The organism is Streptomyces chiangmaiensis (assembly GCF_036281785.1).
In the GTDB taxonomy this organism is placed as follows: Bacteria; Actinomycetota; Actinomycetes; order Streptomycetales; family Streptomycetaceae; genus Streptomyces; species Streptomyces chiangmaiensis.
The window spans coordinates 1-26,791 of record NZ_JAYWVC010000116.1; the positions used below are offsets into that span (position 1 = coordinate 1).

The 26,791-nt window shown below is 71.0% G+C and carries 21 protein-coding genes and 2 pseudogenes; 6 read left to right on the forward strand and 17 right to left on the reverse strand.

All coding sequences use genetic code 11. The features are described from left to right. Positions 1 to 266: 266 nt before the first annotated feature. Positions 267 to 1,445: a PP2C family protein-serine/threonine phosphatase gene (locus VXC91_RS27430; RefSeq protein WP_329510014.1), complete on the reverse strand. Its 1,179-nt coding sequence runs from the start codon at positions 1,443 to 1,445 to the stop codon at positions 267 to 269. A gap of 148 nt (positions 1,446 to 1,593) precedes the next feature. Here VXC91_RS27430 and VXC91_RS27435 point away from each other — a divergent pair. After that, positions 1,594 to 2,203 (forward strand): annotated as a pseudogene (locus VXC91_RS27435) (GNAT family N-acetyltransferase); the annotation flags it as partial. A 16-nt stretch (positions 2,204 to 2,219) separates the two neighbouring features. On the opposite strand, the gene VXC91_RS27440 reads toward VXC91_RS27435, so the two are convergent. From VXC91_RS27440 to VXC91_RS27455, 4 genes are all read right to left on the reverse strand, one after another. Continuing rightward, entirely contained in the window at positions 2,220 to 3,029 is an 810-nt protein-coding gene (locus tag VXC91_RS27440) for an Fpg/Nei family DNA glycosylase (protein ID WP_329510015.1), read from the reverse strand. Between the two features lie 123 nt (positions 3,030 to 3,152). After that, entirely contained in the window at positions 3,153 to 3,638 is a 486-nt protein-coding gene (locus VXC91_RS27445) for a ribose-5-phosphate isomerase (protein ID WP_329510016.1), read from the reverse strand. 393 nt (positions 3,639 to 4,031) lie between these two features. Beyond that, complete coding sequence (locus VXC91_RS27450) at positions 4,032 to 4,610, reverse strand: biotin transporter BioY (protein ID WP_329510017.1); 579 nt, start codon at positions 4,608 to 4,610, stop codon at positions 4,032 to 4,034. 356 nt (positions 4,611 to 4,966) lie between these two features. After that, a complete protein-coding gene (locus tag VXC91_RS27455; protein ID WP_329510018.1) occupies positions 4,967 to 5,629 on the reverse strand; it encodes a mycothiol-dependent nitroreductase Rv2466c family protein in 663 nt (220 codons plus the stop codon). 161 nt (positions 5,630 to 5,790) lie between these two features. Here VXC91_RS27455 and pepN (VXC91_RS27460) point away from each other — a divergent pair, with 161 nt between their 5' ends. Together pepN (VXC91_RS27460) and VXC91_RS27465 are read left to right on the forward strand one after the other, a co-directional pair. After that, the gene (gene pepN, locus VXC91_RS27460; RefSeq protein WP_329510019.1) at positions 5,791 to 8,376 is read left to right on the forward strand and encodes an aminopeptidase N; all 2,586 of its coding nucleotides are present in this window, start codon (positions 5,791 to 5,793) and stop codon (positions 8,374 to 8,376) included. Positions 8,377 to 8,681: 305 nt separating this feature from the next. Further along, positions 8,682 to 9,746, forward strand: a complete 1,065-nt coding sequence (locus VXC91_RS27465; protein WP_329510020.1) for a hypothetical protein — start codon at positions 8,682 to 8,684, stop codon at positions 9,744 to 9,746. A gap of 137 nt (positions 9,747 to 9,883) precedes the next feature. Here the strand turns inward: VXC91_RS27465 and VXC91_RS27470 are convergent, their stop codons facing one another. The 4 genes and pseudogenes from VXC91_RS27470 to VXC91_RS27485 all read right to left on the reverse strand — a co-directional run bounded on the left by VXC91_RS27470 (position 9,884) and on the right by VXC91_RS27485 (position 13,737). Continuing rightward, a complete protein-coding gene (locus VXC91_RS27470) occupies positions 9,884 to 11,092 on the reverse strand; it encodes a glycosyltransferase (RefSeq protein WP_329510034.1) in 1,209 nt (402 codons plus the stop codon). Positions 11,093 to 11,649: 557 nt separating this feature from the next. Then, positions 11,650 to 12,858: pseudogene (locus tag VXC91_RS27475) on the reverse strand (TIGR03767 family metallophosphoesterase); the annotation flags it as partial. Positions 12,859 to 13,090: 232 nt separating this feature from the next. Further along, entirely contained in the window at positions 13,091 to 13,549 is a 459-nt protein-coding gene (locus VXC91_RS27480) for an NUDIX hydrolase (protein WP_329510021.1), read from the reverse strand. Next, entirely contained in the window at positions 13,534 to 13,737 is a 204-nt protein-coding gene (locus tag VXC91_RS27485) for a hypothetical protein (protein ID WP_329510022.1), read from the reverse strand. The genes VXC91_RS27480 and VXC91_RS27485 overlap by 16 nt, the downstream gene beginning before the upstream one ends. Positions 13,738 to 14,078: 341 nt before the next feature. On the opposite strand from VXC91_RS27485, the gene VXC91_RS27490 reads away from it, so the two are divergent. Then, entirely contained in the window at positions 14,079 to 17,372 is a 3,294-nt protein-coding gene (locus VXC91_RS27490) for a S8 family serine peptidase (RefSeq protein WP_329510023.1), read from the forward strand. A gap of 98 nt (positions 17,373 to 17,470) precedes the next feature. Here the strand turns inward: VXC91_RS27490 and VXC91_RS27495 are convergent, their stop codons facing one another. Further along, a complete protein-coding gene (locus VXC91_RS27495) occupies positions 17,471 to 18,247 on the reverse strand; it encodes a hypothetical protein (RefSeq protein WP_329510024.1) in 777 nt (258 codons plus the stop codon). A gap of 1 nt (position 18,248) precedes the next feature. Next, positions 18,249 to 18,788 carry an RNA polymerase sigma factor gene (locus VXC91_RS27500; protein WP_329510025.1) on the reverse strand — a complete coding sequence of 180 codons (540 nt, stop codon included), beginning with the start codon at positions 18,786 to 18,788 and terminating at the stop codon, positions 18,249 to 18,251. A gap of 338 nt (positions 18,789 to 19,126) precedes the next feature. Here VXC91_RS27500 and VXC91_RS27505 point away from each other — a divergent pair, with 338 nt between their 5' ends. Continuing rightward, positions 19,127 to 20,143, forward strand: a complete 1,017-nt coding sequence (locus tag VXC91_RS27505; protein WP_329510026.1) for an aspartate-semialdehyde dehydrogenase — start codon at positions 19,127 to 19,129, stop codon at positions 20,141 to 20,143. Positions 20,144 to 20,200: 57 nt separating this feature from the next. Here VXC91_RS27505 and VXC91_RS27510 read toward each other — a convergent pair whose 3' ends face one another. Together VXC91_RS27510 and VXC91_RS27515 are read right to left on the reverse strand one after the other, a co-directional pair. Further along, a complete protein-coding gene (locus tag VXC91_RS27510) occupies positions 20,201 to 20,548 on the reverse strand; it encodes a type II toxin-antitoxin system PemK/MazF family toxin (RefSeq protein WP_329510027.1) in 348 nt (115 codons plus the stop codon). After that, on the reverse strand, positions 20,535 to 20,765 hold the full coding sequence (locus VXC91_RS27515) for a ribbon-helix-helix domain-containing protein (protein ID WP_329510028.1): 231 nt from the start codon (positions 20,763 to 20,765) through the stop codon (positions 20,535 to 20,537). The genes VXC91_RS27510 and VXC91_RS27515 overlap by 14 nt, the downstream gene beginning before the upstream one ends. A gap of 100 nt (positions 20,766 to 20,865) precedes the next feature. On the opposite strand from VXC91_RS27515, the gene pepN (VXC91_RS27520) reads away from it, so the two are divergent. Next, positions 20,866 to 23,445: an aminopeptidase N gene (gene pepN / locus VXC91_RS27520; protein ID WP_329510029.1), complete on the forward strand. Its 2,580-nt coding sequence runs from the start codon at positions 20,866 to 20,868 to the stop codon at positions 23,443 to 23,445. 77 nt (positions 23,446 to 23,522) lie between these two features. Here the strand turns inward: pepN (VXC91_RS27520) and VXC91_RS27525 are convergent, their stop codons facing one another. From VXC91_RS27525 to VXC91_RS27540, 4 genes are all read right to left on the reverse strand, one after another. Then, on the reverse strand, positions 23,523 to 23,621 hold the full coding sequence (locus tag VXC91_RS27525) for an aromatic-ring hydroxylase C-terminal domain-containing protein (protein WP_329510030.1): 99 nt from the start codon (positions 23,619 to 23,621) through the stop codon (positions 23,523 to 23,525). A 377-nt stretch (positions 23,622 to 23,998) separates the two neighbouring features. Continuing rightward, the gene (locus VXC91_RS27530; protein ID WP_329510031.1) at positions 23,999 to 24,238 is read right to left on the reverse strand and encodes a hypothetical protein; all 240 of its coding nucleotides are present in this window, start codon (positions 24,236 to 24,238) and stop codon (positions 23,999 to 24,001) included. A 65-nt stretch (positions 24,239 to 24,303) separates the two neighbouring features. Next, positions 24,304 to 26,385, reverse strand: coding sequence for a 4-alpha-glucanotransferase (gene malQ / locus VXC91_RS27535; RefSeq protein ID WP_329510032.1), 2,082 nt, complete (start codon positions 26,383 to 26,385; stop codon positions 24,304 to 24,306). Beyond that, entirely contained in the window at positions 26,386 to 26,625 is a 240-nt protein-coding gene (locus VXC91_RS27540; RefSeq protein WP_329510033.1) for a hypothetical protein, read from the reverse strand. Between the last annotated feature and the right edge of the window lie 166 nt (positions 26,626 to 26,791).

Below are 26,791 nucleotides of genomic sequence, written 5' to 3' on the forward strand. Positions count from 1 at the left end.
GTTCCGACTGCCGGTTGTACGACCCGCTGGCAGCCATCTGTATCAACTCCGCGATTGCCCGTGCAATCGGAGCACACAGGGCTGCCACAAACGTGTGACCAGTTCGTCGGATCGCCCGGGGACATTTGACGCAAACCGCCCACAGCGGCAGTCCCCAGGGGCAGTTGAGGCAGTTGTACGACCGCCGTCGGGCCGGACGTGACGATAACTGTCGCGAACGGGTGTGCGGCGCCCGCACGGTGAACCGGGCGCGACCCGCCCCGGCCTCAGCGCATCGCCTGGGCCGTCGGCCCCTCCCTGCAGATCAGCAGCAGCGCCCGGTCGTCGTTCACGTCCTTGGCCACCGCCTCGATGAGGTGCCAGGCCGCGCCGTGGAAGCCGCCGGCCACGTAGCGGTCGGCCTCCCCCGTGAGGCGGTCGATGCCCTCGACGATGTCGCGGTCGGACGTCTCCACCAGGCCGTCGGTGAACAGCATGAGGACGTCACCGGGGCGCAGCGTGCCCTTCACGGGGTCGAACTGGGCGCCGTCGTAGACCCCGAGCAACGGCCCTTCCGACGCCTTCTCCTCCCAGCGGCCGCTGCCCGCGCTGAGCTGGAGGCCCGGCGGATGTCCGGCGGAGTACAACTCGTAGTCGCCGGACTCCAGGTCGAGGACGAGGTGGATGGAGGTCGCGAAGCCCTCGTCCCAGTCCTGGCGGAGGAGATATCCGTTGGCGGCGGGGAGGAAGGCGTGCGGTGGGAGAGATCCCAGCAGGCCGCCGAACGCCCCGGAGAGCAGCAGGGCACGCGAGCCCGCGTCCATGCCCTTGCCCGAGACATCCGTCAGTACGACCTCCAGGGTGCGGCCGCCGTTCGTCCGCGCCGCCACCACGAAGTCGCCGGAGAAGGACTGCCCGCCGGCCGGTCTGAGCGCCATCTCGCGATGCCAGCCCATGGGCAGCTTCGGCAGCTTGCTCTGCACCCGGATGCGTTCACGCAGGTCGAAAAGCATGGTTCCGCCGCGCCGCCACGGCACTCCGACCCGGCTGCGGAACTGCGCGATCAACAGTCCGAAGAACCCGCAGGCCGCGACCACCAGCACGATGCCGGGGGTGACGCGCGAGGGTCCCTCCGTGTACGGGCCGAGCCGGACGGACTCGACGATCAGCGCGGTGGCCGCGGCGGCGTACAGGCCGAGCAGGCTGGAGGGCCGCAGCAGCAGACCGCCCGCCACGATCGGCAGCACGAGGACGGCGGGCGAGCACCACACGGGGTCGATCAGGGTGGTCGCGGCTATCAGCGGGATCGTCAGCAGCAGACCGGCCAGCGCGACCCAGTCCGAGCCGTCCCCGCGGAAGTAGTCCACGGCGGATCTGCGCAGGCCGGTGCGGGCCCGGTGCCATTGCATCTTCAACCGGGCCGTGAACGTCTCGGCTTCCGCGCGCCGCTCTCGTCCTGCTGCCATTGTTCGGGACCCTATCCATCCGACCAGCTGCTTGGCACGGGAGGTCGCACTTGTCCCCCGTCCGAGCGCTGAACTTCACAGGTAGCGGGCCTCTGCGACCGGTGGAAATCCTCTCGCTCGTCCGGTATTGCCCTGGTAGGCATGACTGATGACGACCGAGGTGCGGGTGCGGCGGCAGACCGAGTGGGCCGACTGGTACGACAACCTTCTCCGGGCCTTCGGCGGCGCGGAAGAATCGGCCGAAGAGCGGGGGCTCTGGAGGAAACTCACGGAATTCGTCCGCCCCATGGACATATGGGACGAATTTTCCTGTGTGGGCACGGCAGGTGCGTTCAGCTTCCGCCTCACCGTCCCCAAAGGTGCCTCGGTTCCCGCGGCGGGCGTGACGACGGTGAGCGTGGCGGCCACGCACCGTCGGCGCGGGTGCATGTGCGTCTCGTCGACGTCGCGGCGGCGCTGGAGGTGCGGACGTACCAGAGCCCGGTGGACGTGGTGCTCGAAGTCGAGGACACCTTCTGCCCCTGGAACGCCGGGCGTTGGCGGCTCACCGGCGACGCGAAGGGGGCGTCGTGCGCGCGTACGACGGACACCGACGATCTCGCGATGTCCGTACGGGAGTTGGGGCTGTGTACCTCGGCGGTGTGTCGCTCGCGTCGCCGGCGTCCGCCGGGCGGGTGCGCGAGCTGCGGCAGGGCACACCGGCGGAGGCGTCACTCGCCTTCGGTTCGACCGTGGCGCCGTGGCTGCCCCACGGGTTCTGGATCCCGCTGCCGGCTACCGCCCCTGGCAGCCCGGGCACCAGAACAGATTGCGGGCGGCGAGATCGGCGGTGCGGACCTCGCCGCCACAGATGTGGCAGGGCTGCGGCGCCCGGCGGTACACGTACACCTCGCCGCCGTGATCGTCGACACGCGGCGGGCGGCCCATGGCCTCGGGGGTGTGCTCGGGGCGGACGGTGTCGATGCGGTTGTTCCGTACGCCCTCGCGCATCAGGTCGACGAGGTCGGCCCAGATCGCGTCCCACTCGGCGAGGGTGACGTCCCTGCCTGGCCGGTAGGGGTCGATGCCGTGCCGGAAGAGGACCTCGGCGCGGTAGACGTTGCCGACGCCCGCGATGACCTTCTGGTCCATGAGCAGGGCCGCGATGGACGTGCGGCTGCGGGAGACACGGCGGTACACGGCGGCGGGGTCGGCGTCGTCGCGGAGCGGGTCGGGGCCGAGACGGCCGTGGACGGCGGCCTTCTCGTCGTCGGTGATCAGCGCGCAGGTGGTGGGGCCGACGAGGTCCACGTAGGAGGCCTGGTTCGCGAGGCGGAGGCGGACCGTGTCGGTGGGCGGGGGCGCGGGGGCGTCACCGAACGTGACTTTGCCGAAGAGTCCGAGGTGGATGTGCACCCAGTCGCCGTCGCGGAAGCCGAGGAAGAGGTGCTTGCCGTGGGCGTCGGCCGTGTGCAGCTCGGACCCGTCGAGGAGGGCGGCCGCGTCGGCGAACTTGCCCTGGGGGCTGTGCACACCGACGGCACCGCCGGCGAACCGTGCGGCGTAGTCCTCGGCCAGCCGATGGATGGTGTGCCCTTCCGGCACGGTTGCCCTACCTCCGGTGATCGTCACAAGGTCGTGGGAGCGGCTCAGGCCCGACCGGCGTTCGCGGACCGAGCCGTGTCACGCCGGTGAGCGATCCGGGGGCCGGAGCCCCCGGCGGCCGGCTCAGCCCTGCGGGTGATGCGGCGGGATCGGCGGGAGGTCGCCCGTGGTCTCGTACGAAGAGAGCATGCCGATGCGCCGCACATGGCGCTCCTCGCCCGAGAACGGCGTGTTCAGGAACGTCTCGACGAACTTCGTCGCGTCCTCCTGCGAGTGCATCCGCGCACCGACGGCGACGACGTTCGCGTTGTTGTGCTGCCGTCCGAGTGACGCGGTCTCCTCGCTCCATGCGAGGGCCGCCCGCACGCCCTTCACCTTGTTCGCGGCGATCTGCTCACCGTTGCCGGAGCCGCCGATCACGATGCCGAGGGAGTCGGGGTCGGCGGCCGTGCGCTCCGCCGCGCGAAGACAGAACGGCGGGTAGTCGTCCTGGGCGTCGTAGATGTGGGGCCCGCAGTCGACGGGCTCGTGGCCGGCGGCCTTCAGCCACTCGACGAAGTGGTTCTTCAGTTCGAAACCGGCATGGTCTGAGCCGAGGTACACGCGCATGGTCCGAGTGTGTCACGGCTGTCGCCGATCCGCTGCGCGGGGTATTCACCCCGAAAAATGTGAGCCAGACCATAGAACCCTCGAGGAGACCTCGAGCAACAATCCGGATTCAAAGGTTCCCGGATGCCTTTACCTCAGACTCACTGAACCGACTCGTACGCCGCCCCTACGAGCATCGGTACCGCTCGTACGGGGACGTACTACGTGTGTCCCCACACATTCCGTACACCCGGCTCAAAGGAAATACCCGGGGACGGGCGCGGGGCCCCCCGAGACCCCGCCCTTCGGACTCGGGACCGGGACGGGACAGAGGGCTGCACGCCCCCCGGGACACGCAAGAGGCTCGCCGATTCGCTACCGAACCGGCGAGCCTCTTGAGCAGGAACTACGGTGTCACTTCCTGACGAGCTTCCACGCGGTGGGCAGCAGGCCCATCGCCAGGGCAGCCTTCAGGGCGTCGCCGATCAGGAAGGGAGTGAGCCCGGCCGCGATCGCCGCGTTCGCGGACATGCCGGTGGCGAGGGCCAGATAAGGGACGCCGACCGCGTAGACGAGCGCCTCGCCCAGCAGCATCGCAGCCGCCGTGCGCAGCGCCGAGCGGTCGGCGCCGCGGCGGGCGAGGGCACCCACGACGGTGGAGGCGAGCAGCATGCCGAGGATGTAGCCGAAGGACGGGGCGGCGGCGCCCGAGGCACCACCGGCGAACCACGGCACGCCGGCGACACCGGCGAGCGCGTACAGGGCGAGCGACAGGAAACCGCGGCCCGCTCCGAGGGCCGTGCCGACCAGCAGCGCGGCGAAGGTCTGGCCGGTCACCGGCACCGGGGAGCCCGGCACGGGCACCGCGATCTGCGCGGCGAGTCCGGTGAGCACGGCGCCACCGGCCACGAGGGCGACGTCGCGGACGCGGGACACGGGCAGCAGGTCGGCGAGGACCTCGCCGGGGCGTGTGATGGCGGTGGCGGTGCTCATTGGGACTCACTCCGGCGCTGAGGACGGTTCGGGACACGGTGACGCTATCCCAGGGGCCGTGAGCCGATCACCGTCACCGCTCGACAAAGGGGGGAACCGGGGCTTGGTGGGCTGTTGACAAAAGCTGTGAATTACACGTGATGGGGCGTGATACCGGTCACTGAGGTAGGGCCGTCGATGGCACAAGGCCGATTCCGGCGGCGCATGTAGGGTTTCGCCAACAGCGCCCGCTCCCCGGACGACCGGCACGCCGCCCGGCCGACGCACGGTGAACGGGCCGACGCACGGTGAGAAGGACACGACATCGACGGGCTCCCGCCGGAAGGGGCGCGCGGGAGCCCGTCGATGAGCGAAGGTCAGAGGTTGCTGAAGTCCGGGCCCTTGGTCCGGGTGCGCTTGATCTCGTAGAAGCCGGGGACCGAGGCGACCGCCAGCGTGCCGTCCCACAGCTTCGCGGCGTCCTCGCCCTTGGGGGCCGGGGTGACCACCGGGCCGAAGAAGGCGATCTGCTCGCCGTCGGCGCCCGGTACCGCGATCACCGGCGTGCCCACCTCCTGGCCGACCTTCTCGATGCCCTCCTTGTGCGAGGCGCGCAGCTCGGCGTCGAACTCGAAGTCCTCCTGCTCGGCGTAGTCGATCAGGTCCGCAGGCAGACCGGCATCGTCGAGCGCGGCGGCGATCGCCTCGAGCGTCGGGCCCTCGTCCTGGTTGTGGATGCGGGTGCCGAGCGCGGTGTACAGCGGGCCGAGGACGCCCTCGCCGTGCTTCTGCCAGGCCGCGGTGACCACGCGCACCGGCTTCCACGCCTTGGTCGCGAGCATGTCCCGGTACTCCTCGGGCAGCTGGTCCAGCTTGTCCTCGTTGAGGACGGCGAGGCTCATGACGTGCCAGCGGATCTCGATGTCCCGGACCTTCTCCACTTCCAGGACCCAGCGGGAGGTCATCCAGGCCCAGGGGCACAGCGGGTCGAACCAGAAGTCGACGGGGGTCTTGCCGGAAGCGGTCACGGTCTCGGACATGACTCTCCTAAGGAAGCGGTTGTTCACCGTGCAACATCCGAGGTCGCCCCCGTCATTCCCGGGATTCTCACGAGGTGGTGCGCCCCTCTGCCCCGCGTCAGGTGCACATGGGAGGATCGGTGCTGTTCACCCCGCCCAGCCGATCCGAGGGAGCGCCACCCGTGCCCGGTGAGAACCTGTCCCGCGACGAGGCCCGAGAGCGGGCCGCCCTGCTGTCCGTCGACGGGTACGACGTGTCGCTCGACCTGCGCTCAGCCGTGGGCGAGGCACCCCGCGACGCGGACGCCGGGCCGCGCACGTTCCGCTCGGTCACCACGATCCGCTTCCGCTGTACCGAGCCGGGCGCCACGAGCTTCGCCGACCTGATCGCCCCGAGCGTCACCGCGGTCTCCCTCAACGGCAAGGACCTCGATCCGGGCGAGGTCTTCGACGGCTCCCGCATCCAGCTGGAGGACCTGGCCGCCGAGAACGAGCTGGTCGTCGACGCCCGGTGCGCCTACTCCCGCACCGGCGAGGGCATGCACCGCTTCGTCGACCCCGAGGACGGCGAGGTGTACCTGTACACCCAGTACGAGCCCGCCGACGCGCGCCGCGTCTTCGCGAACTTCGAGCAGCCCGACCTGAAGGCGCCCTTCCGCTTCGAGGTGCGCGCCCCGGAGGGCTGGACGGTGTGGAGCAACGGGGTGGGCGAACCGCACGACGGGGTGTGGCGGTTCGCCGAGACGAAGCCGATCTCGACGTACATCACGGCGGTGGTGGCGGGTCCGTACCACTACGTCACGGACTCCTACTCCCGCACCTTCGAGGACGGCACGACGCTGGAGATCCCGCTCGGCGCGATGTGCCGCAAGGGTCTGGCGAAGCACTTCGACGCGGACGACGTCTTCCTGGTCACCAAGCAGGGTCTGGACTTCTTCCACGACCACTTCGACTACCCGTACCCGTTCGGGAAGTACGACCAGGCCTTCGTGCCCGAGTACAACCTCGGCGCGATGGAGAACCCGGGCCTGGTCACCTTCCGCGAGGAGTACATCTTCCGCGGCAAGGTCACCCAGGCGTCGTACGAGCGCCGGGCCAATGTGATCCTGCACGAGATGGCGCACATGTGGTTCGGCGACCTGGTGACCATGGCGTGGTGGGACGACCTGTGGCTGAAGGAGTCCTTCGCCGACTTCATGGGCTCGTTCTCGCTGGTCGAGGCGACCCGCTTCACGGACGGCTGGATCACATTCGCCAACAACCGCAAGGCGTGGGCGTACCGTGCCGACCAGTTGCCGTCCACGCACCCCGTCACGGCGGACATCCGTGACCTGGAGGACGCGAAGCTCAACTTCGACGGCATCACCTACGCCAAGGGCGCCTCGGTGCTGAAGCAGCTGGTGGCCTACGTGGGCCGGGATGCCTTCCTGGAGGGCGCGCGCCGCTACTTCAAGCGGAACGCGTACGGGAACACGCGCCTCGGCGATCTGCTGTCGGTCCTCGAGGAGACGAGCGGCCGGGACATGGGGGCGTGGTCGCGGTCCTGGCTCCAGACGGCGGGCGTCAACTCGCTGACCCCGCAGGTGCTGCTGGGCGAGGACGGACGGATCGCCGAGCTGTCCGTGGTCCAGGAGGCCGCCGAGTCCCATCCGGAACTGCGCCCGCACCGGGTCGCGGTGGGCCTGTACCGAAGCGAGCGGGGTGCGCTCGTCCGGTACGCGCGCGCCGAGGTGGACGTCCACGGTCCGCGCACGGTGGTCGGCGAGCTGTCGGGCGCCGAGACGCCGGAGCTGGTCCTGGTCAACGACGACGACCTCACCTACTGCAAGATCCGCTTCGACGAGACGTCCCTCGCGACACTGAAGGATCGTCTCGGCGAGATCACCGACCCGCTCGCGCGGGCCCTGTGCTGGTCGGCGCTGTGGAACCTGACCCGTGACGCACTGCTGCCGGCGCGGGACTTCATCGGCCTGGTCCTGCGGTTCGCGGGCCGTGAGTCCGACATCGGTGTGCTGCAGATGCTGCACACCTGGGCGAACTCGGCGCTGACGCACTACGCCGCGCCCGAGTGGCGGGAGACCGGTGGGCGACTGCTCGCGGAGGGCGCGCTGAGCGAGCTCCGGCAGGCGGAGCCGGGCAGCCAGCACCAGCTGACGTGGGCTCGGTTCTTCGCGGCGGTCGCGTCCGTCGAGGCCGATCTGCAGCTGTTGCGGGAGCTGCTGGAGGGCACGGCGAAGATCGACGGCCTGGACGTGGACCAGGAGCTGCGCTGGGCATTCCTGGAGCCGCTGGCCGCGCACGGCGCCGCGGACGAGTCGGTGCTCGCCGCGGAACTGGTGCGCGACGACACGGCCTCCGGCAAGCGCCACCAGGTCCGCTGTCTGGCCGCACGTCCCTCGGCGGGGGTCAAGGCCCAGGCGTGGGCCCAGGTCGTCGAGTCCGACACCCTGTCGAACGCGCTGGTCGAGGCGACCATCGCCGGATTCGTGCAGCCGTCACAGCGGGAGCTGCTCGCGCCGTACGCGGAGAAGTACTTCACGGCGATCGATCGCGTGTGGGCCGAGCGTTCCATCCAGATCGGGATGGATGTGGTGAGGGGCCTGTTCCCGTCGCTCCAGGATTCCCCGGAGACGCTGGACGCGACGGACGTATGGCTCACCGCCCACAAGGACGCGCCGCCGGCGCTGCGCAGGCTGGTGCTCGAGGCACGCGACGACCTGGCGCGCACCCTGCGCGGGCAGGGGTGCGATGCGCAGGCGGCCCGCTAGTGCTGTGGCCGGAAGGGTTTGCCGGTGAACCTTTCCGGTCGCCGCACTAGGTCGGCTTCGGGGCAGGTGCGGCGCGCGGGCGGCTCGGGGGGAGCGGCCGCCCGCCGAGGGGTGGCGGTCTATAGGTACGCAGGGACGACAGTTACGAAATACGAGGATCGGAACCCGTAACCCTCCGCCGCCCCCACCCGCACCAGCCTCTTTCGGCAGTCGAACGCGCGTACTTTAGCGCCGTGTTGTCCGCATTTGTCGACAGGCGTGTAACAGCGGTTAGGAGCCGCCCCGGGCGCGGGAACTCCGGGGTCATGACCCACGACACCCCGCTCTCCCCCCGCCCCCTCCGTCATCTGACGGAGGTTCAGCGCCGGGTGCTGACCACGGCACAGCTGCGCGCCCACGGTGTGACCGCAGCCGAGACCACCGAGCACTGCCGGCCCGGCGGCCCCTGGCAGCAGTTCCTGCCGGGCGTGTACCTGCTGCATCCGGGCCCACCGACCTCCGAGGAACGCCTGCACGCGGTGCTGCTCTACGCCACGCGCTCCTCGCTCGAGGGCCCGTCGCCCGGGGTCCCGTCCCAGCCGGGCTCCGACGGCGCACGCCCCCCGGTGCGCCAGGCGGACGCGATGATCACGGGCTTGGCCGCGCTGACGCTGTACGGCTTCTGCTGCACGCCCCCGTTGACGTCGCTGGAGAAGATCGACGTCCTGGTCCCGCGCCTGCGCAGGCTGCGCAGCGCGGGCTGTGCGCGGGTGGTCCGCACACCGGTGCTGCCGGGTGCGCGGCTGGTGACCGGCCTGCCCGTGGCACCGGTACCGCGGGCTGTGGCCGACGCGGTGGCACAGCTGGCCGATGCGGGCACGGTGCGCCGTCTGCTGACCGAGGCGGTGCGCGTCAGTCACTGCGAACCGGCGGCGATCGTACGGGAGTTGAAGCAGGCAAAGCTGCTGAGCCGCCCGCACGTGGTGGACGCGGTGGACTCGCTCCTGGCGGAGGGCCGGGCGATGGCCGAGGAGCGCCTGTACCGCATGGTGCGCGAGTACGGCCTCCCGAACCCGGTGTGGAACGTCGACCTGAGGCTCCCGGGCGGACCCTGCCTCGGCGGGCTGGACGCGTACTGGCCCGAGCAGGCGGTGGCCCTGGAACTCGACACCCGGGCACCGCGCCACGGCGTCCAGCAGGAGGACGACGCGGTGTGGTCGGGGTACGCCCGCAAGCGCGAACACCTGGAGCGACTCGGCATCACGGTCGTCCACATCACGCCGAAGAAGCTGCGCGAGGGGCTGGAGCAGCAGGCGACCGTGGTCCGCACGGCCTTGATGGCGTCGGCGGACCGGGAGCCGGCCGCCTATGTCGTGGTGCTGCCCCGCTAGGCATCACCGGGACGGTCAGGAGGGGAGAGGAGGGGCCGCCGGCTTCCCGGCGGCCCCTCCTCCATGGCCGGCCCGCTCCCGTCCGGCCTCGACGGTGAGGTGCCCGTGTGCACCCTGACGGGCGGACGTCGTCCCGGTCAGAGCGGCTCCGGCAGGGGCGGCTCGGGCAGCGACGGCCTGATCGGCTCCGTGTGGACCTGGTCGATGAGCGCGGCGTACGACGCGATCATGCGTGTGCGGCTGAATCGCTCGCGGCTGCGGGCGACGACGGGCTCGAGACCGGGGCGCGCGGCGACCGCGTCACTCCAGGCCCGCGCGATCGCGACGGGGTCAGGCGGGGTGACGAAACCGTGCCCGGCCACGATCGCCGCGCTGTCGCCCACATCGGTGGCAACCGGGACGGCTCCGCACATCATGCCCTCGATCAGGCACAGCGGAGCCGCCTCGCCCCAGGCCGAGGTCAGCCCCACCACATCGGCGGCCGCGTAGAGGGCCTCCATGTCACGCCGCACCCCGAGCCGGTGCAGCCGCTCCGTGAGCCGCAGGTCGTCCCCGAACACGGCGTCGATGTCGGCACGCAGCCCGGGCTGGTCCTCGGTCATGCCGGCGCCGCACATCAGCACGTGCCCGTCGGGCTCGTGCCGCAGCCACTCCCGGGCGGCGCGCAGGAAGAGGGGGACGTTCTTCATCGCGTCGTACCGGGCCGCGAACACGACGACCGGCGCCGTCTCCGGTATGCCGAGCGCCGCCCGCAGCTGGACGCGGCGAGCCGGGTCGGGCCGGAAGCGCAGCAGGTCGACGCCGTTGGGGATGATGTGCAGCAGCTCGGCCGGAACACCGGCGGCCTCGTAGGCGGCCCGGGTCGACTCGGCGCAGCAGACGCAGGCCGCCACCGTGCCGTCGGCGATGGCGGCCTTCAGCTCGCCGAGCGCCACACCCTGGTTCTCCGGATCCGAGCGATGCAGGCCGACCACCACCGGGCGGCGCGGCAGACCCGCCTGGTTGAGCAGGCCGAGCGGCTGCTCCTTGAGCGAGAGAATGACGTCGGCGCCCGCCATCGCCCTCGCCGTCGCCGCCAGTTCCGGCCCGGTGAACCGGGTGGGATCGGCTGTGAAGGCTCCGGGCAGCCCGAACGTACGGCCCAGGGAGGTGACCTCCACCCCGGCCGTGGTCAGCGACCGGTAGGAGGCGTCGTCCTCCATCCTCTGCCGGGTGGCTTCACGGAGCACCTCCCCGTGGATGCTCAGCACACGGTGGTGCTGGCCGCCCTCCTGCAGCCCCAGGACGACGTCGGTGTGGAGGATCCGGGCGCCACCGGAGAAGAAGCCCTCGTAGACCGAGAGCACGCGCAGACCGTGCCTCGTCAGCACACGACCACCCGCCTTGCACACATAGCGAACCATCCCCGTGAACAGCGGGTTGTCCGATATGAGGCGGCATAGATGTTTCAGACAAATGAACGGTGCGTCTCGTGTCCGGGTCGGATCGATTTACACCGCAATCCCGCGCTGTGGAATGCATTGGCCCACCGGTGTTCCCGGTGTGGCCATGAGGGGATGACCGAGTCGATCACCACAGCGATCACGACCGCCGACGGGCGGCGGTACGTCGTCCGGGAGGCCGGCCCACCGCCGTCACGGTCGCCGTCGCCCCCGCTCCCGGCAGTCCCCCGCGTACGGACTCGTCGCCCCCTGTGTCACCGATGAGCGTCGGTCGGCGAGAGAGACCGCACCCAGGGGAGCGGGTTTGCCCGGCGGTAGGCGAGTTGAGCGGGCTTCAGCCCTTCCTGAGCACCAGCTCCGCGTTGCGGTCCGTCGCGTTGCCCGCCAGGGTCATGTCGGCTCCGGGGGCGTTGAAGGACAGCTCACGGTAGAGGGCGGCCAGGCCCGTCTGGGTGAGGTCCGACGTCGTCCGCGATGCGGAAGGAGTAGTACTGCGTGCCGGTGTCCACGTTCGCCGACGAGTAGCCGTGCCCGACCGGGCCGCGGCCGGAGTACTGGGGGTCGAGGTGGGCCTTGAGGTACTCGGCGGGGGTGTAGGGGGCGCGCTTCTCGTCCGGGGTGACCGAGCGCATGTCGCGGGTGTGGGCCTTGAGCAGGTCGCCGAACCGGATGCCCCCGGGGTCCGTGGCGTTCTTGATCGCGTCCTGGAGCTTCTTCGCCTCCGTCGCGGACAGGCTCATCAGCTTCTTGCCGCCGATCGCGTACTCGGCGAGGTACGGGTCACCGTGCGCGTAGCAGCCGAGCGGCAGGGCGTCATGGTTGCCGACCGTGGAGTACCAGGGCAGGTTGAGGCCGGGGCTGCGCACCTCACGGATCGCGGCATCCAGGAAGCCCTGGATGTGCGGGAAACCGAGCCGCTTGTCGGCGTCCTGCACGGACGACTCGGGCTGCCAGTACAGCGTGAGCCCGCTGTTCTGCACGCCCTCGTAGTGCCGCGGGTCACCCGAGTTGGGGGTGATGCGGCCGCCGCTCATGATCTGCATGAACCACTCGAGTTCGGACTTCGCGTTGTTGTCCGTGTTGTCGCCGGTGGTCATGACGAAGTGCAGCGGTGCACCGGTGACGGGCGCCCCACGCAGCGAGTTGACACGCTCGACCAGCGAGACGGCGCCGGCCACGGTCAGCGCCTCGTGGGGCCGCCAGGCGTGCCGGTCGGTGGAGCGCAGGAACTCAAGGCGCAGCGGGTGCTGGCTGTCCATCAGATGCAGGTCGGTGAACTGCACGAACGCGGCGAGGGCGGTACGGCGATCGGCGCGGCCGGACCGGGGTGCGGCCAGCTCGCCGCGCACGACGCGGCTCCAGCCGGGACCGTCGCCGAGGCGGCGGTAACCCGAGGCGGTGCGCGGCGCGGCGACACCGGCGAGCGTGGTGCCCGCCGTATAGGGAGCGACGGCTGCGGACCGCGCCTGCCGGGAGACGACGGCGTGGGCCTCCTCGGCGGCGGGGTGAGCCGGGCCGGTAGCGGGGCGTGACGAGGCGCCGGCGGCGAGGCTGTCCGCAGGGCGCAGCGCGAGTCCGAGGCCCGCGGTGAGCGACACCGCCCCGGCGGCGGCAAGCAGGTTGCGACGATTCAGAGCAGCCGCAGTGGCGACAGAGCGTATGCGCGACATGGCGCGTCTCCCCAAGTGCGAACGCGTCAGCAGTGGTCGCGGGACGGTCGCAGCCGCGAACCTCCCGCTCACTCTGGATCGTTGGCACCAGGGGTGACCTGGACGTTAACGAGGCGGCAACGCACAGCGCCGATCGCCGTACGTGGATCTTGGACCACCACGTGCGTCCACGACACCTCTCCGAGCGGCCGGAAGACAGTCACTCAGTGTTCATCTTCCGGGGTATTCGAAGCTATTCCCCGGGGAATGCGGGCCGGCCGGCCTCGGGACGCTGTCGCCACAGCGCGAGCCCCGCGTCGACGAGCCCGATGCGTCTCAGCCCGGGCACGGCGGTGAGGTCCTGCCAGGCCGCCAGGTCTGTGGAGCCTCCGACCTCGTTGCGCAGTTCGCCGCCGACAACGCGCCCCTCGTACACGAGGCGTACGCCGTGGTGGTCGACGGTGCGGCCGAAGCGACCGCGCAGGCTGCGGCGGATCGAGTCCACTCCGAGCAGTCCGACGAGCTCGATACGGTAGCCGGTCTCCTCCTCCACCTCCCGCAGGGCGGTGTCATAGGGGTCCTCACCGTGTTCCATGCCACCCCCCGGCAGGGTCCACTCGGGCGTGCCGTCGACTCCGGGCATACGGGCCAGCAGCAGTCGGCCGTCACGCACACAGACGGCGTAGGCCGCCACCCTCAAGTTCTTGCGCACTCGGGGACGTTAACCGCCGGGCCGGGATTGGCAGGCAAGTATTCGGCCGGGGGCCGGCGCAGCATCAGGGCGGCTTCCGGCTCCGCGACCTCCGCCACCACGAAGCGGATCCTCCGGTCCCGGTCCGCGCCCCGGTTCAGGAGGCGGGTGGGCGTGCCCTCGGGATCGCCACTTCTTCGGTCCGTCATGGACGGCTCCCCCGCCGGCGCTCGATGACGGCCGCCGCAACCGCATGATTGCGTTCCGTCACCGTGCGTCACCTGCGGGGGCGGGGCGCCGCGCACTACGCGCGCAACCGGGACAGCCAGCTCAGAAGAATGTCATATCCTGCACCGCTAAGTCCCCGATGACGCATGGCGGGATCACGCCATGACTCCATCCCGTCTCGGTCAACTCTCCCCAAACATCTGTCCCCTGGGTAAAGCTGAGCGGTCGTCCGGACCCGAAATCCGGACGGCCGCGGCCAGGACCGATCCACCACCGGGTTCCGGCCGCTCCACCCTCGTTTCTTTACCTACAAGGGATGCCGATGACGACCGACCCTCAGCGCGCCCCGATATCGGGCGCGAGACGTGTGGCCCGCATAGCCGTCGCCACCGGTCTCATGGCCGCGCTCTCCGCGGCCGGGCCAATACCCCTGGCCTTCTCCGCGACCCACCAGCCGGCCTCGGCCGACCCGGCCGCCAAGTCCGCGAGCGCCAAGCTCGGTTCGGACGACGCGGACCTCCTCGCCGACGCCAAGGCCGACGGCGCCAAGAACGTCACGATGATGATCGCCACGGCCCCCGGGCAGACCGAGCAGGTCGCCAAGGAGCTGGACGCGGTCAAGGGCGGCTCCGTGGGCCGCACCTACGACAAGCTCGGCTACGTCCGCGCCACCGTGCCGACCGGCAAGGCGGACGCGGCCATCGCCGCCGCCGAGAAGCTGTCCTCCGTGCACGCCATCGACCTGCGGCAGGAGATCCCGCTCGACGACCCGACGCCGAGCGCGGACACCGCCAAGGGCGCCACGTCCGGTGGGACGGCGACCACTTACCCGGCGCCGAACAAGAACACCCCGGCCGAGAACCCGTACAACCCGTCCTTCGAGACGGGCGCCGTCGACTTCGTGAAGGACCACCCGAAGGCGGACGGCCGCGGCATCACCATCGGCATCCTCGACTCGGGCGTCGACCTCGGCCACCCGGCGCTGCAGAAGACCAGCACCGGCGAGCGGAAGATCGTCGACTGGGTGACGTCGACCGACCCCGTGGCCGACGGCGACGGCACCTGGCGGCGGATGAACACCCCGGTCAGCGGCCCGACGTTCACCATCGCGGGCGCGACTTGGACGGCCCCCGCGGGCGACTACAAGTTCAACCTGTTCCGCGAGTCCTACACCGCGGGCGGTGACGCCGCGGGCGACTCCAACCGCGACGGCGACACCACCGACGTCTGGGGCGTGCTCTACGACGCGGCCGCCGGCACGGTCCGGGTGGACCTGAACAACAACTTCGATTTCAGCGACGACACGCCGATGAAGCCGTACAAGGACGGCTTCCAGGTCGGCTACTTCGGCACCGACGACCCGGCGACCGATGTCGTCGAGCGTCAGCCGTTCGTCGTCGAGATCCGCAAGGACGTCGTCTACAACGCGGCGGGCGCCAAGTCCGACTACGTCAACATCGGCGTCATCGAGTCCGAGCACGGCACCCACGTGGCGGGCATCACCGCCGCCAACGGCCTGTTCGGCGGCAAGATGAACGGCGCCGCCCCCGGCGCGAAGATCGTCTCCTCGCGTGCCTGCACCTGGACCGGCGGCTGCACCAACGTCGCGCTCACCGAGGGCATGATCGACCTCGTCGTCAACCGCGGCGTCGACATCGTCAACATGTCCATCGGCGGCCTCCCGGCGCTCAACGACGGCAACAACGCGCGCGCCGAGCTGTACACCCGGCTCATCGACACCTACGGCGTCCAGCTGGTGATCTCCGCGGGCAACTCCGGCCCCGGCACCAACACCATCGGCGACCCCGGCCTCGCGAACAAGGTGATCTCGGTCGGCGCGGGCATCTCCAAGGAGACCTGGGCCGCCAACTACGGCTCGCAGGTGGAGAAGGACTACCAGCTCATGCCCTTCTCCTCGCGCGGTCCGCGCGAGGACGGCGGCTTCACGCCGACGCTGGTCGCGCCCGGCGCCGCGATCAACTCCACCCAGACCTGGCTGCCGGGCTCCCCGGTCGCCGAGGCGGGCTACTCGCTGCCGGCCGGCTACTCCATGCTCCAGGGCACCTCGATGGCCTCCCCGCAGGCCACGGGCGCCTCGGCGCTGCTCCTGTCGGCCGCCGAGCAGAAGGGCATCGACCTGACGCCCGCGAAGCTGCGCACGGCCCTCACCTCGACGGCCGACCACATCCCGGGTGCTCAGGCCTACGAGGAAGGCGCGGGCAGGATCAACATCGTCGACGCCTGGGACGCGATCCGCGACGACGCCACCTCGCACGACTACACGGTGAAGGCCCCGGTCGACACCGCGATCGACTTCGCCCTGAAGACCCCGGGCTTCGGCACCGGCCTGTACGACCGCGAGGGCGGGCTCAAGGCCGGAGAGAGGAAGACGTACGAGATCACGGTCACGCGTACGTCCGGCCCGGACAAGGCGGTCCGCCACGAGCTGCACTTCGAGAACAACTACGGCGACACCTTCAGGATCCTCGGCTCCGACGAGGTGAACCTGCCGCTGAACCGGCCGGTGACCGTCAAGGTCCAGGCCGCGCCGCGGTCGGCCGGCATCAAGAGCGCGATCCTTGAGGTCGACGACCCGAGGACCGAGGGGCTCGACGAGCAGATCCTGACGACGGTCGTGGTCTCGACTCCGCTCACGTACACCTACTCGACGTCGAGTTCGGTGCAGCGCAACAGCAGCCAGTCGTACTTCGTGACCGTGCCCGAGGGCGCGACGTCACTCGAGGTCGCGATCGGTGGGCTCAAGGACAAGAGCCAGACCCGGTTCATCGCGATCCACCCGTACGGTGTTCCGGTCGACGCGACCTCGACCCCGGTCTGCTACAACAACTACCTCGACGGCAACGGCTGCAGGCCCGACGTCCGTTCGTACGCCGACCCGCAGGCCGGTGTCTGGGAGATCGAGGTCGAATCGCGCCGTACCTCGCCACTGCTCGACAACCCCTACAAGCTGGACGTCACCGTCCTCGGGGCGGCCTTCGACCCGGAGACCGTGACCGTGCCCGAGGCCAAGGTCGGCAGCCCGGCCGCCGCCTCCTGGAAGGTGACCAACGGGTACGCGGCCATCTCCGGCGGTCTCGAGGGCGGCCCGCTCGGCTCCTCGAAGTCGGCCCGGCCGACCATCAAGGACGGCGAGACGCAGACCGGCACGGTCGAGGTGCCCGCGGGGGCCACGTCGCTGGACGTCGCCATCGGCAATGTCTCCGACACGGCCGCCGACCTCGACCTGACGGTCTACGACGCGAGCGGCGAGCCGGTCGCGCAGTCCGCGGACGGCGACTCCGAGGAGTCGGTGCACATCGCCTCTCCCGCCGCCGGCACGTACACCGTCGAGATCGTGGGCTACTCGGTCCCGTCCGGTTCGACGGCGTACGACTACCGGGACGTGTTCTTCTCCCCCGCGCTCGGCCAGGTGACGGTCGACGAGTCGGCGCCGGTGAAGCTCGGCACGGGTGACTCCGCGACGGTGTCCGGCACGGTCACCGCGACCGCCGCGGCTCCCGAGGGCCGGGAGTTCTTCGGCCAGGTCCGCCTCGTCAACGCGCGCGGCACCACCGTGGGCGTGGGCAATGTGAAGATCGAGAAGGTCACGCCGTAGCGATCACGGCACTGGGGGCGGGCGTCCTGCGGGCGCCCGCCCTTCGCCGTCCCGGGGCGGTGCCGGCCACGCGCGGCCGGCACCGCCCCGGCCGTGGCTCAGGTCGACCCGTCCGAAGGGCACGTGGTGTGCCGCGCGCCGGGCAGTGCCTTGGTGATCCACGCACGATTCGCGGCGATCCGGTCGCCGCCCACGGCCCACAGGCTCGCGTGGTCGGTGCCCCGCGCCACCTCGACGAGCACCTGCTGACCCCGGCGCGGCTGCGGCTCCGCGTCACCGTCGAGGACGAACGTGACCTGGGCCGGACCGTGGTCGGGCTTGTAGCGGCGGGTGACGGTCAGCACGATCCGGGACCCTTGCGCGTGCTGCGGCTCCACCCGGGCGACGATCCCCTCGACGACGAGCCGGTCGCAGGCCAGGGTGAGCTCCGGATCGGACGGCGGGGGCCCGTCGCCCGACCGCCTGTCCGCCGCCCCGGAGCCGCTCTTGGCGTCGGCCGCGCCCGCGCTCTTGGACTCAGCGGTGTCCGCTCCCCCGTTCTGCGTGACGAGCCGGCCCAACCCGACGACGGTCATCAGGGCCACCACGGCCGCCAGGGACCCGAGCGCGATCCGCAGGGCGCGGCGGCGGCGCACGGGGCCCGCCGGACGCGGAGCGGGGTGGTGGCTCGGGGTCACCACCGACGACGGTGTCCCGGCCGGCGGAACCGCCAGCGCCTCCCCGATGAGCGTCAGTTGCTCGCGCAGCAGCGCCACGTCGTCCAGTGCCGCCCGGTGCCCGGCCATGAACTCGGCGTCGGCCCGCGCGGCGCCCGGCAGCGGCTCGCCGGTGATCGCGACCATGAGCGCGTCGGCGCCGTCGTACTCGGCGGCCACGTCACACCACCTCGTCCTCGTGCAGACGGTCGCGCAGCGCGCGGACCGCCGAGTGGAGCCTGCTCTTGACCGTGCCCTCGGGGATATCGAGTTCCTCCGCGATCCCCCGGACGGGCAGATCGGCGTAGAAGCGCAGGACGAGGACCTGGCGCTGGGCGTCGGGCAACTCGTCCAGACCCTGGGCCACGGCGAGCTGGAGAAGACGGGAGTCCTCGCCCGAGATGTGCTCCGGCTGTCTGAGGGAGGCCAGCCGCTCGCCGAGGCGCTCCTGGCGGCGCTTGGCCCGGTGCCAGTCCATGGCCAGGTTCGAGGCGACGACCGCCGCCCAGGCGGACACATCACGCGGCGCGTCGCGCCCGCTCGCGGCCCGCTCCAGCAGCCGCAGGCGGACCTGCTGCACCCCGTCCGGCAGGTCCGCCTGCGGCACCCCGCCGAGTGCGAGCACCGCCCGCACCCGACGTTCCTGGGCCGCGTCCAGAGGGTCGTCCACCGCGTGGTCCGCCCCCCGCCCGCGGCGGGCGTTTCTGCGCAGCACAGCCACCCCTCCCCTTGCGCGTTTCCTCTACGACGCCGCAGAGGCCCAAAACGTTCGGGCGACCCGTGCGACTCGCGGCAGAGGCGTACGTCACACCGTGTATGCGCCCGATGGCCGCGGGCAGGCACGGAGCAGCAGAGCTTGCGGCGCGGGGCGTTCACCGAGCGAATTTCTCCAGCTCACCATGGGTGGACACGGGACGTCCGCAACCGGCGTCGGGGCCGTCGCGTCCCATTCCTCGGGCGTACAGCGCAAAGAATTGGACAGGCGGCCCGGGGTCGGCCGCATGATGGAAAAGCCTCGGCCGGGCATCACACACGTAAAGACACGCAGAGGGAGTCGCCGTGAGGGTCGGAATCGTCGGAGCCACCGGTCAGGTCGGCACGGTCATGCGCAGGATCCTCGCCGAGCGGAACTTCCCGGTCACGGAGCTGCGTCTGTTCGCCTCGGCGCGTTCGGCGGGATCGGTCCTCGACGGTGTGACGGTGGAGGACGCGGCGACCGCCGACTACACCGGCCTGGACATCGTGCTGTTCTCGGCGGGCGGCGCGACCTCGAAGGCGCTGGCCGAGAAGGTCGCCTCGCAGGGCGCCGTGGTGATCGACAACTCCTCCGCGTGGCGCAGGGACCCGGACGTGCCGCTCGTGGTCTCCGAGGTGAACCCGCACGCGGTCGTGAACCGGCCGAAGGGCATCATCGCCAATCCGAACTGCACGACGATGGCCGCGATGCCGGTGCTGAAGCCGCTGCACGACGAGGCGGGCCTGGAAGCGCTGGTCGCCACCACCTACCAGGCGGTCTCCGGCTCGGGCCTCGCGGGCGTCGCGGAGCTGCACAACCAGGCCCAGAAGGTGGTCGCGGACGCCGACAGGCTGACCCACGACGGCGAGGCGGTCGACTTCCCCGAGCCGCAGGTCTACAAGCGCCCGATCGCCTTCAACGTGGTGCCCTTCGCGGGCAACCTGGTGGACGACGGTCTGAACGAGACGGACGAGGAGCAGAAGCTCCGCAACGAGTCCCGCAAGATCCTGGAGATCCCCGGGCTGAAGGTCTCCGGCACCTGTGTGCGCGTCCCGGTCTTCTCCGGTCACTCCCTCCAGGTCAACGCCCGTTTCGCGCGTCCGCTGTCGGTGGAGCGTGCGACGGAGCTGCTGGCCGGCGCCCCCGGCGTCGTCCTCTCCGACATCCCGACCCCGCTCGAGGCGGCCGGCAAGGACCCGTCGTACGTGGGCCGTGTACGCAGGGACGAGACCGTGGAGAACGGCCTCGCCCTGTTCGTCTCCAGCGACAACCTCCGCAAGGGGGCGGCCCTGAACGCCGTGCAGATCGCGGAGCTGGTGGCGGCCGAGCTGAACGAGTAACCGACGGCACGCGGATGGGGCGTCCACCGGTGACCGGTGGACGCCCCATCCACGTGTTCAGAGCGCGAGGTGCCGCCGCAGCGCGGCATCGATCTCGGCCAGGCGCCGACGCGGCACCGTGCCGATCGGGCGCAGCAGCCTCTCCCGGGCGAGAGCGCGTACTTGCTCGCACTGCACCTTGGAATCCTTCGCGAGGCCGCACTCCTCTGCCGGCAGCAGGACCTGGAACGGGTACACCCGGGCGGTGTTCGTCGTCAGCGGCACCAGCGTGACGACACCGCGGCCGGTCCGCTCGACGGCCGCGTTTGCACCGTTGTTCGAGACGATCACTGCCGGACGCGCCTTGTTGACCTCGCTGCCACGCGCGGGCTCGTAGTCGACCAGATAGATGTCACCGCGCTTCATCAGTGAGCCCGTCCCCCGAGAACCGGTCCCAGAACTCCGCGTCCTCGCTCCCCTCCCACTCGGCGAAGGCGTCCGCGTACTCCTGCTCCAGCTGTGCTTGCCGCAGCAGTTCGATCGCGGCGTGTATGACGGCCGACCGGGACTCGGCATCGGTACGCGCGGCGTACTCGTCGACGAAGGCGACGTCCTCCTGCGGCAGACTCACACTGATCTTCATACACTTGATGCTACCAAGAGTAGGAAAACAATGGCTACCGCGAGCCGGGCCCCGCTCATGGAAGGATGGCGCAACCCACACATAACGAGGAGATGACCGCGTGCCTGGCACAAACCTGACTCGCGAAGAGGCGCAGCAGCGGGCGAAGCTGCTCACCGTTGACTCGTACGAGATCGATCTCGACCTCTCCGGCGCGCAGGAGGGCGGAACCTACCGGTCCGTGACCACGGTGCGCTTCGACTCCGCCGAGACCGGCGCGGAGTCCTTCATCGACCTGGTGGCCCCCACCGTCCACGAAGTCACTCTGAACGGCGACGCCCTCGACCCCGTCGAGGTCTTCAAGGACTCGCGGATCGCACTCCCCGGCCTCCTCGAGGGCCGGAACGTGCTCCGCGTGGTAGCCGACTGCGCGTACACCAACACCGGCGAGGGCCTGCACCGCTTCGTCGACCCCGTGGACGACCAGGCGTACCTCTACACCCAGTTCGAGGTGCCGGACGCCCGCCGCGTCTTCGCGTCCTTCGAGCAGCCGGATCTCAAGGCGACCTTGCAGTTCACGGTTAAGGCGCCCGGCGGCTGGACCGTCATCTCCAACTCGCCCACGCCCGAGCCCAAGGACGACGTCTGGGTCTTCGAGCCGACGCCGCGGATCTCCACCTATGTCACCGCGTTGATCGTGGGCCCGTACCACTCCGTGCACAGCGTGTACGAGAAGGACGGCCGGTCCGTCCCGCTCGGCATCTACTGCCGGCCCTCCCTCGCCGAGTTCCTCGACTCGGACGCGATCTTCGAGGTGACCCGCCAGGGCTTCGACTGGTTCCAGGAGAAGTTCGACTACGCGTACCCGTTCAAGAAGTACGACCAGCTCTTCGTGCCGGAGTTCAACGCGGGCGCGATGGAGAACGCGGGCGCGGTCACGATCCGTGACCAGTACGTCTTCCGGTCCAAGGTGACGGACGCGTCCTACGAGGTGCGGGCGGAGACCATCCTGCACGAGCTGGCCCACATGTGGTTCGGCGACCTCGTGACCATGGAGTGGTGGAACGACCTGTGGCTGAACGAGTCGTTCGCCACCTACACCTCCATCGCCTGCCAGGCGTACCACCCCCAGTCCCGCTGGCCGCACTCCTGGACCACGTTCGCCAACTCCATGAAGACGTGGGCGTACCGGCAGGACCAGCTGCCGTCGACGCACCCGATCATGGCGGAGATCAACGACCTGGACGACGTGCTCGTCAACTTCGACGGCATCACGTACGCCAAGGGCGCCTCGGTCCTCAAGCAGCTCGTCGCCTACGTCGGTATGGACGAGTTCTTCCGCGGCGTGCAGGCGTACTTCAAGCGGCACGCCTACGGCAACACGCGCCTGTCCGACCTGCTGGGTGCCCTGGAGGAGACCTCCGGCCGCGACCTGAGGACCTGGTCGAAGAAGTGGCTGGAGACCGCGGGCATCAACGTCCTCCGCCCGCAGATCGAGACCGACGACGACGGCGTCATCACCTCCTTCGCCATCCGCCAGGAGGCTCCCGCCCTCCCGGCCGGCGCCAAGGGCGAGCCCACCCTGCGTCCGCACCGCATCGCCATCGGCCTCTACGACCTCGACGCCGACAGCGGCAAGCTGCTGCGCGCCGAGGACGGCCGGATCGAGCTGGACGTCGACGGCGAGCTGACCGCCGTACCGCAGCTGACCGGACGGCGCCGCCCGGACGTCGTCCTGCTCAACGACGACGATCTGTCGTACGCGAAGGTCCGCCTCGACGAGCGATCCCTCGCCTTCGTCACCGAGCACCTGGGCGATTTCGACTCGTCACTGCCGCGCGCCCTGTGCTGGGCCTCGGCCTGGGACATGACGCGGGATGCGGAGCTGGCGACCCGCGACTACCTGTCCCTGGTCCTGTCCGGCATCGGCAAGGAGTCCGACATCGGCGTCGTGCAGTCGCTGCAGCGCCAGGTGAAGCTGGCCGTCGACCTGTACGCCGACCCGTCCGCGCGGGCGGCACTGCTGACCCGGTGGACGGACGCGACCCTGGCCCATCTGCGCTCGGCCGAGCCGGGCAGCGACCACCAGCTGGCCTGGGCCCGCGCCTTCGCGGCCACGGCCCGTACGCCGGAGCAGCTGGACCTGCTGGAGGCGCTGCTCGACGGCTCGCAGACCATGGAGGGACTCGTCGTCGACACCGAGCTGCGCTGGGCGTTCGTGCAACGGCTCGCGGCGGTGGGCCGCTTCGACGAGACGGAGATCGCCGGCGAGCTGGAGCGGGACAAGACCGCCGCCGGCGAGCGGCACGCGGCGACCGCGCGGGCCGCGCGCCCGACCCCTGAGGCCAAGGCGGAGGCCTGGGCGTCGGTCGTCGAGTCCGACAAGCTGCCCAACGCCGTGCAGGAGGCGGTGATCGCGGGCTTCGTCCAGACCGACCAGCGCGAACTGCTCGCCCCCTACACGGACAAGTACTTCGAGGTGGTCAAGGACATCTGGGAGTCCCGCTCGCACGAGATGGCCCAGCAGATCGTGGTCGGGCTCTACCCGTCGATCCAGGTCTTTGAGGAGACGTCGGCGAAGACGGACTCCTGGCTGACCTCGGCCGAGCCGTCCCCGGCGCTGCGTCGTCTGATCATGGAGTCGCGCGCGGGCGTCGAGCGCGCGCTCAAGGCGCAGGCGGCGGACGCGGCAGCCGCCTAGTCGCCCCCGATGCGCGGAGGGCGCCCGGCGGTCTGCCGGGCGCCCTCTGCACGATGTGGCCAGCACCGCCCTACCGGTCAGTTCGGGCCCGTCCACCTGACCAGCGCCGCCTCGGTCTGCACGACGTCCGGTTCCTCGGCCGCCCACGCCACATACCCGTCGGGACGTACGAGCACGGTCGTCCACCGCCCGCTCGCCCAGTCCGCCGTCCGTCGCGCTGGCCCGCGAGGAGGTCGTGGCCTGGCTGGCGCCGACGGTCCGGCGCTATCTCACGGCGACGCACCCCCAGACGCCCCCCTAGACGGCGACGCGCCCCTAGACGGCGACGCGCCCCTGGACGGCGGTGCATCCCTGGAGGCGGCACCCCTCGCACGGTCGAGACCCACGCCTCGACACATGAGGCGGCGCCCGGGCGCCCACGCCCGGTACGTCCATATGGGTGAAAGACATCGAGGGAGCCCGCGCGCCGTAGAGGTGCGCGGACTCCCTCGCGGAAGTAGGAGAAGGCGGAAGTCCCGCGGGCCCGACGGAGGGCCCGCGGCTCGGCGGGGCGTCAGCCCTGCTTCGCCTGCTTGCGGGTCTTGCCGGTGACCACGACCAGACCGGCGATGACCGCGAACAGCACGAGCGGCGCCGCCACGAAGAGCCCCAGCGTCTCAGCCACGCTCAGGCCCGTGCCGGGGTCGTCACCGTCGTCGCGGGTCAGCGCGAGCGCAGGGGACGACATGAGCAGCATCATCAGCGTCGTACCGGCGGCCAGGGCGCCGGCGCGCAGGGCGTTCTTCTTGTCCACGGTGCCAAAGTAGCGAACGCCGGAACAGCCCGCGCGGCCGGGGGTGCGCTACGGCCCGCTCCCCGTCACCCGCCCTGCCCCCGCAACACGCCCACCAGCGCGTGCAGCCGCGGAGAGGCCGCCAGGTCCTCCAGGGTCACCGGCTGTCCCTCCGCGTCCGCTATCGGCAGTCGCCAGTTCGGGTACTCGTCCCAGGTGCCCGGCAGGTTCTGCGGGCGGCGGTCGCCCACCGCGTCGGGGAGCCAGACGCCGATCAGCCTGGCGGGGGTGCGCAGCAGGAAGCGGTGGACCGCCTGGATCTCCCTCTCCTCGGACACCACCGAGACCCCTCCGCTCGCCCCTTTCAGCAGCCCCAGCCGGGACAGCAGGGCGAGCCACTCACCGGTGTCGGTGGCCGCGGCGGCGCGCTCCTGGTCCAGGGGGCGGGTCAGCAGACCGAGCCGGTCGCGGAGTTCGACGTGTTCGCCGGTGAGCCGGGCGGCGGTCGACGGCAGGTCGTGGGTGGTGGCGGTGGCCAGGCAGTCAGCGCGCCAGCGCTCGGGCGGCAGTGGCTGCCCGGTGCCTTCCCAGTCGCGCTCGAACCACAGGACGGACGTGCCGAGCACTCCGCGCTCGTGCAGTGTCTCGCGCACCCCGGGCTCCACCGTTCCGAGGTCCTCGCCGATGACCAGCGATCCGGCGCGCGAGGCTTCCAGCACCAGGACGGCGAGCATGGCCTCGGCGTCGTACCGGACGTAGGTTCCCTCCGTGGGAGGCTGCCCCTGCGGCACCCACCACAGCCGGAACAGGCCCATCACGTGGTCGATGCGCAGGGCGCCCGCGTGCCGCAGCAGAGCGCGCAGCAGCCGGCGGAAGGGGGCGTAGCCGGACGCGGCGAGGCGGTCGGGGCGCCAGGGCGGCAGACCCCAGTCCTGGCCACGTGCGTTGAAGGCGTCCGGTGGGGCGCCCACCGACATGCCGGCCGCGAGGTACTCCTGTTGCGCCCATGCATCGGCGCCGCCCGGGTGCACACCGACCGCGAGGTCGTGGATCAGACCGACCGCCATCCCGGCGTCCCTCGCAGTGCGCTGGGCGGTGCCGAGCTGGGCGTCGGTCAGCCAGGCGAGCCGACTGTGGAAGTCGATACGGTCCATCAACTCGGCGCGGGCGCGCGCCGTCTCGGGCGAACGCGGATCGCGCAGCCCGGGGGGCCAGCCGTGCCAGTCGGTGCCGTACGACTCCGCGAGCGCACACCAGGTCGCGTAGTCCTCCAGGACCTCGCCCTCCTGGGCGAGGAAGTCGGCATAGGCGGCCCGGCGTCCGGGTCCGAGCGGCACCGCGTGCACGAGTTCGAGCGCCTCGCGCTTGAGCTCCCACACGGCGTCCCGGTCGATCAACTCGCCCTTGTCGACGACGGATTCCCGCAGCCGCGCGGCGCGCTCCAGCAGCGTACGCAGGCGGGTCTGGTCCTCGACGTGGGGGAACTCGGGAACGTCCTCGACGCGCAGATGCACGGGGTCGGGGAAGCGGCGGGAGGAGGGACGGTACGGGGAGGGGTCGGTGGGAGCGCCGGGTACGGCCGCGTGCAAGGGATTGACCTGCACGAATCCGGCGCCGAGCGCGCGTCCGGCCCAGGCCGTCAGCTCGGCGAGGTCACCGAGGTCCCCCATGCCCCAGGAGCGCTGGGAGAGCAGGGAGTAGAGCTGGACGAGCAGTCCGTAGGAGCGGGCCGGGGGCAGGGGCAACCGGGCGGGCGCGGCGACGAGATGGGCCCGGGCGGTGCGTCCGTCGGGTGCGGTGACGTGCAAGGCATGCACGCCGGGCGGGAGTTGCTCGGCCGATGCGCGCGTCTCACCCTGTTCGGTCTCGATCCTGATGCGGCTGCCGTCCGGGAGGGAGGCGAGCGCGGCGGGCGGGCGACCGCCCCAGCACACCACGGTCGGCGGCAGCAGCCGGTCACGTAGTTCGCTCTCGCGGGCGGCCAGGGCGTGGCGTACGGCGTCCGGGGTGCCCGCATCGACGCCGAGCGCGGCCAGGGCGGCGGTGACGGCGGTGTCCGACGCCGCGACCGTACGGTCCGGCGACGGGCGGTAGGAGGTGGCGACGCCGTGCAGCGCGGCGAGCCGGGCCAGCGGCGTCCCGTCGCGTGCGGGGTCGGCCGACGTCATCTAGTACCCCATGGAGTCCGGGCCGGCGGCCGAGGGCTCGCTGGTCAAGGGCGTGAGATCGGCGTGGGGCGGTTCACTCGTGAGGGGCTCGGCGTCGGGCAGCGGCGGCTCGCTGGTCAGCGGCGCCTCCGCGCAGGCGCCCTCGGCACTGAGAACGCACAGCAGCGCGTCTGGGTCGGCGGACGGCGCCGCGTCGGGTTTGGACTGCGCCGTGAGCAAGGGGTGTACCGGTGCGGCCACGGGGCCTCCTCGTCGTCGTACGACAGATGCGGGTGAGAGCAGCCCTACCCAGTGGGCGCGTTCGCAGACGTACGAGGCCGAACAACGTGTGTCTGGTCACATTTCGGTCCCGTGCGCTTCCACCCAGGGGGCAAAATACGACACATCGACCACTTCCGTCGACACT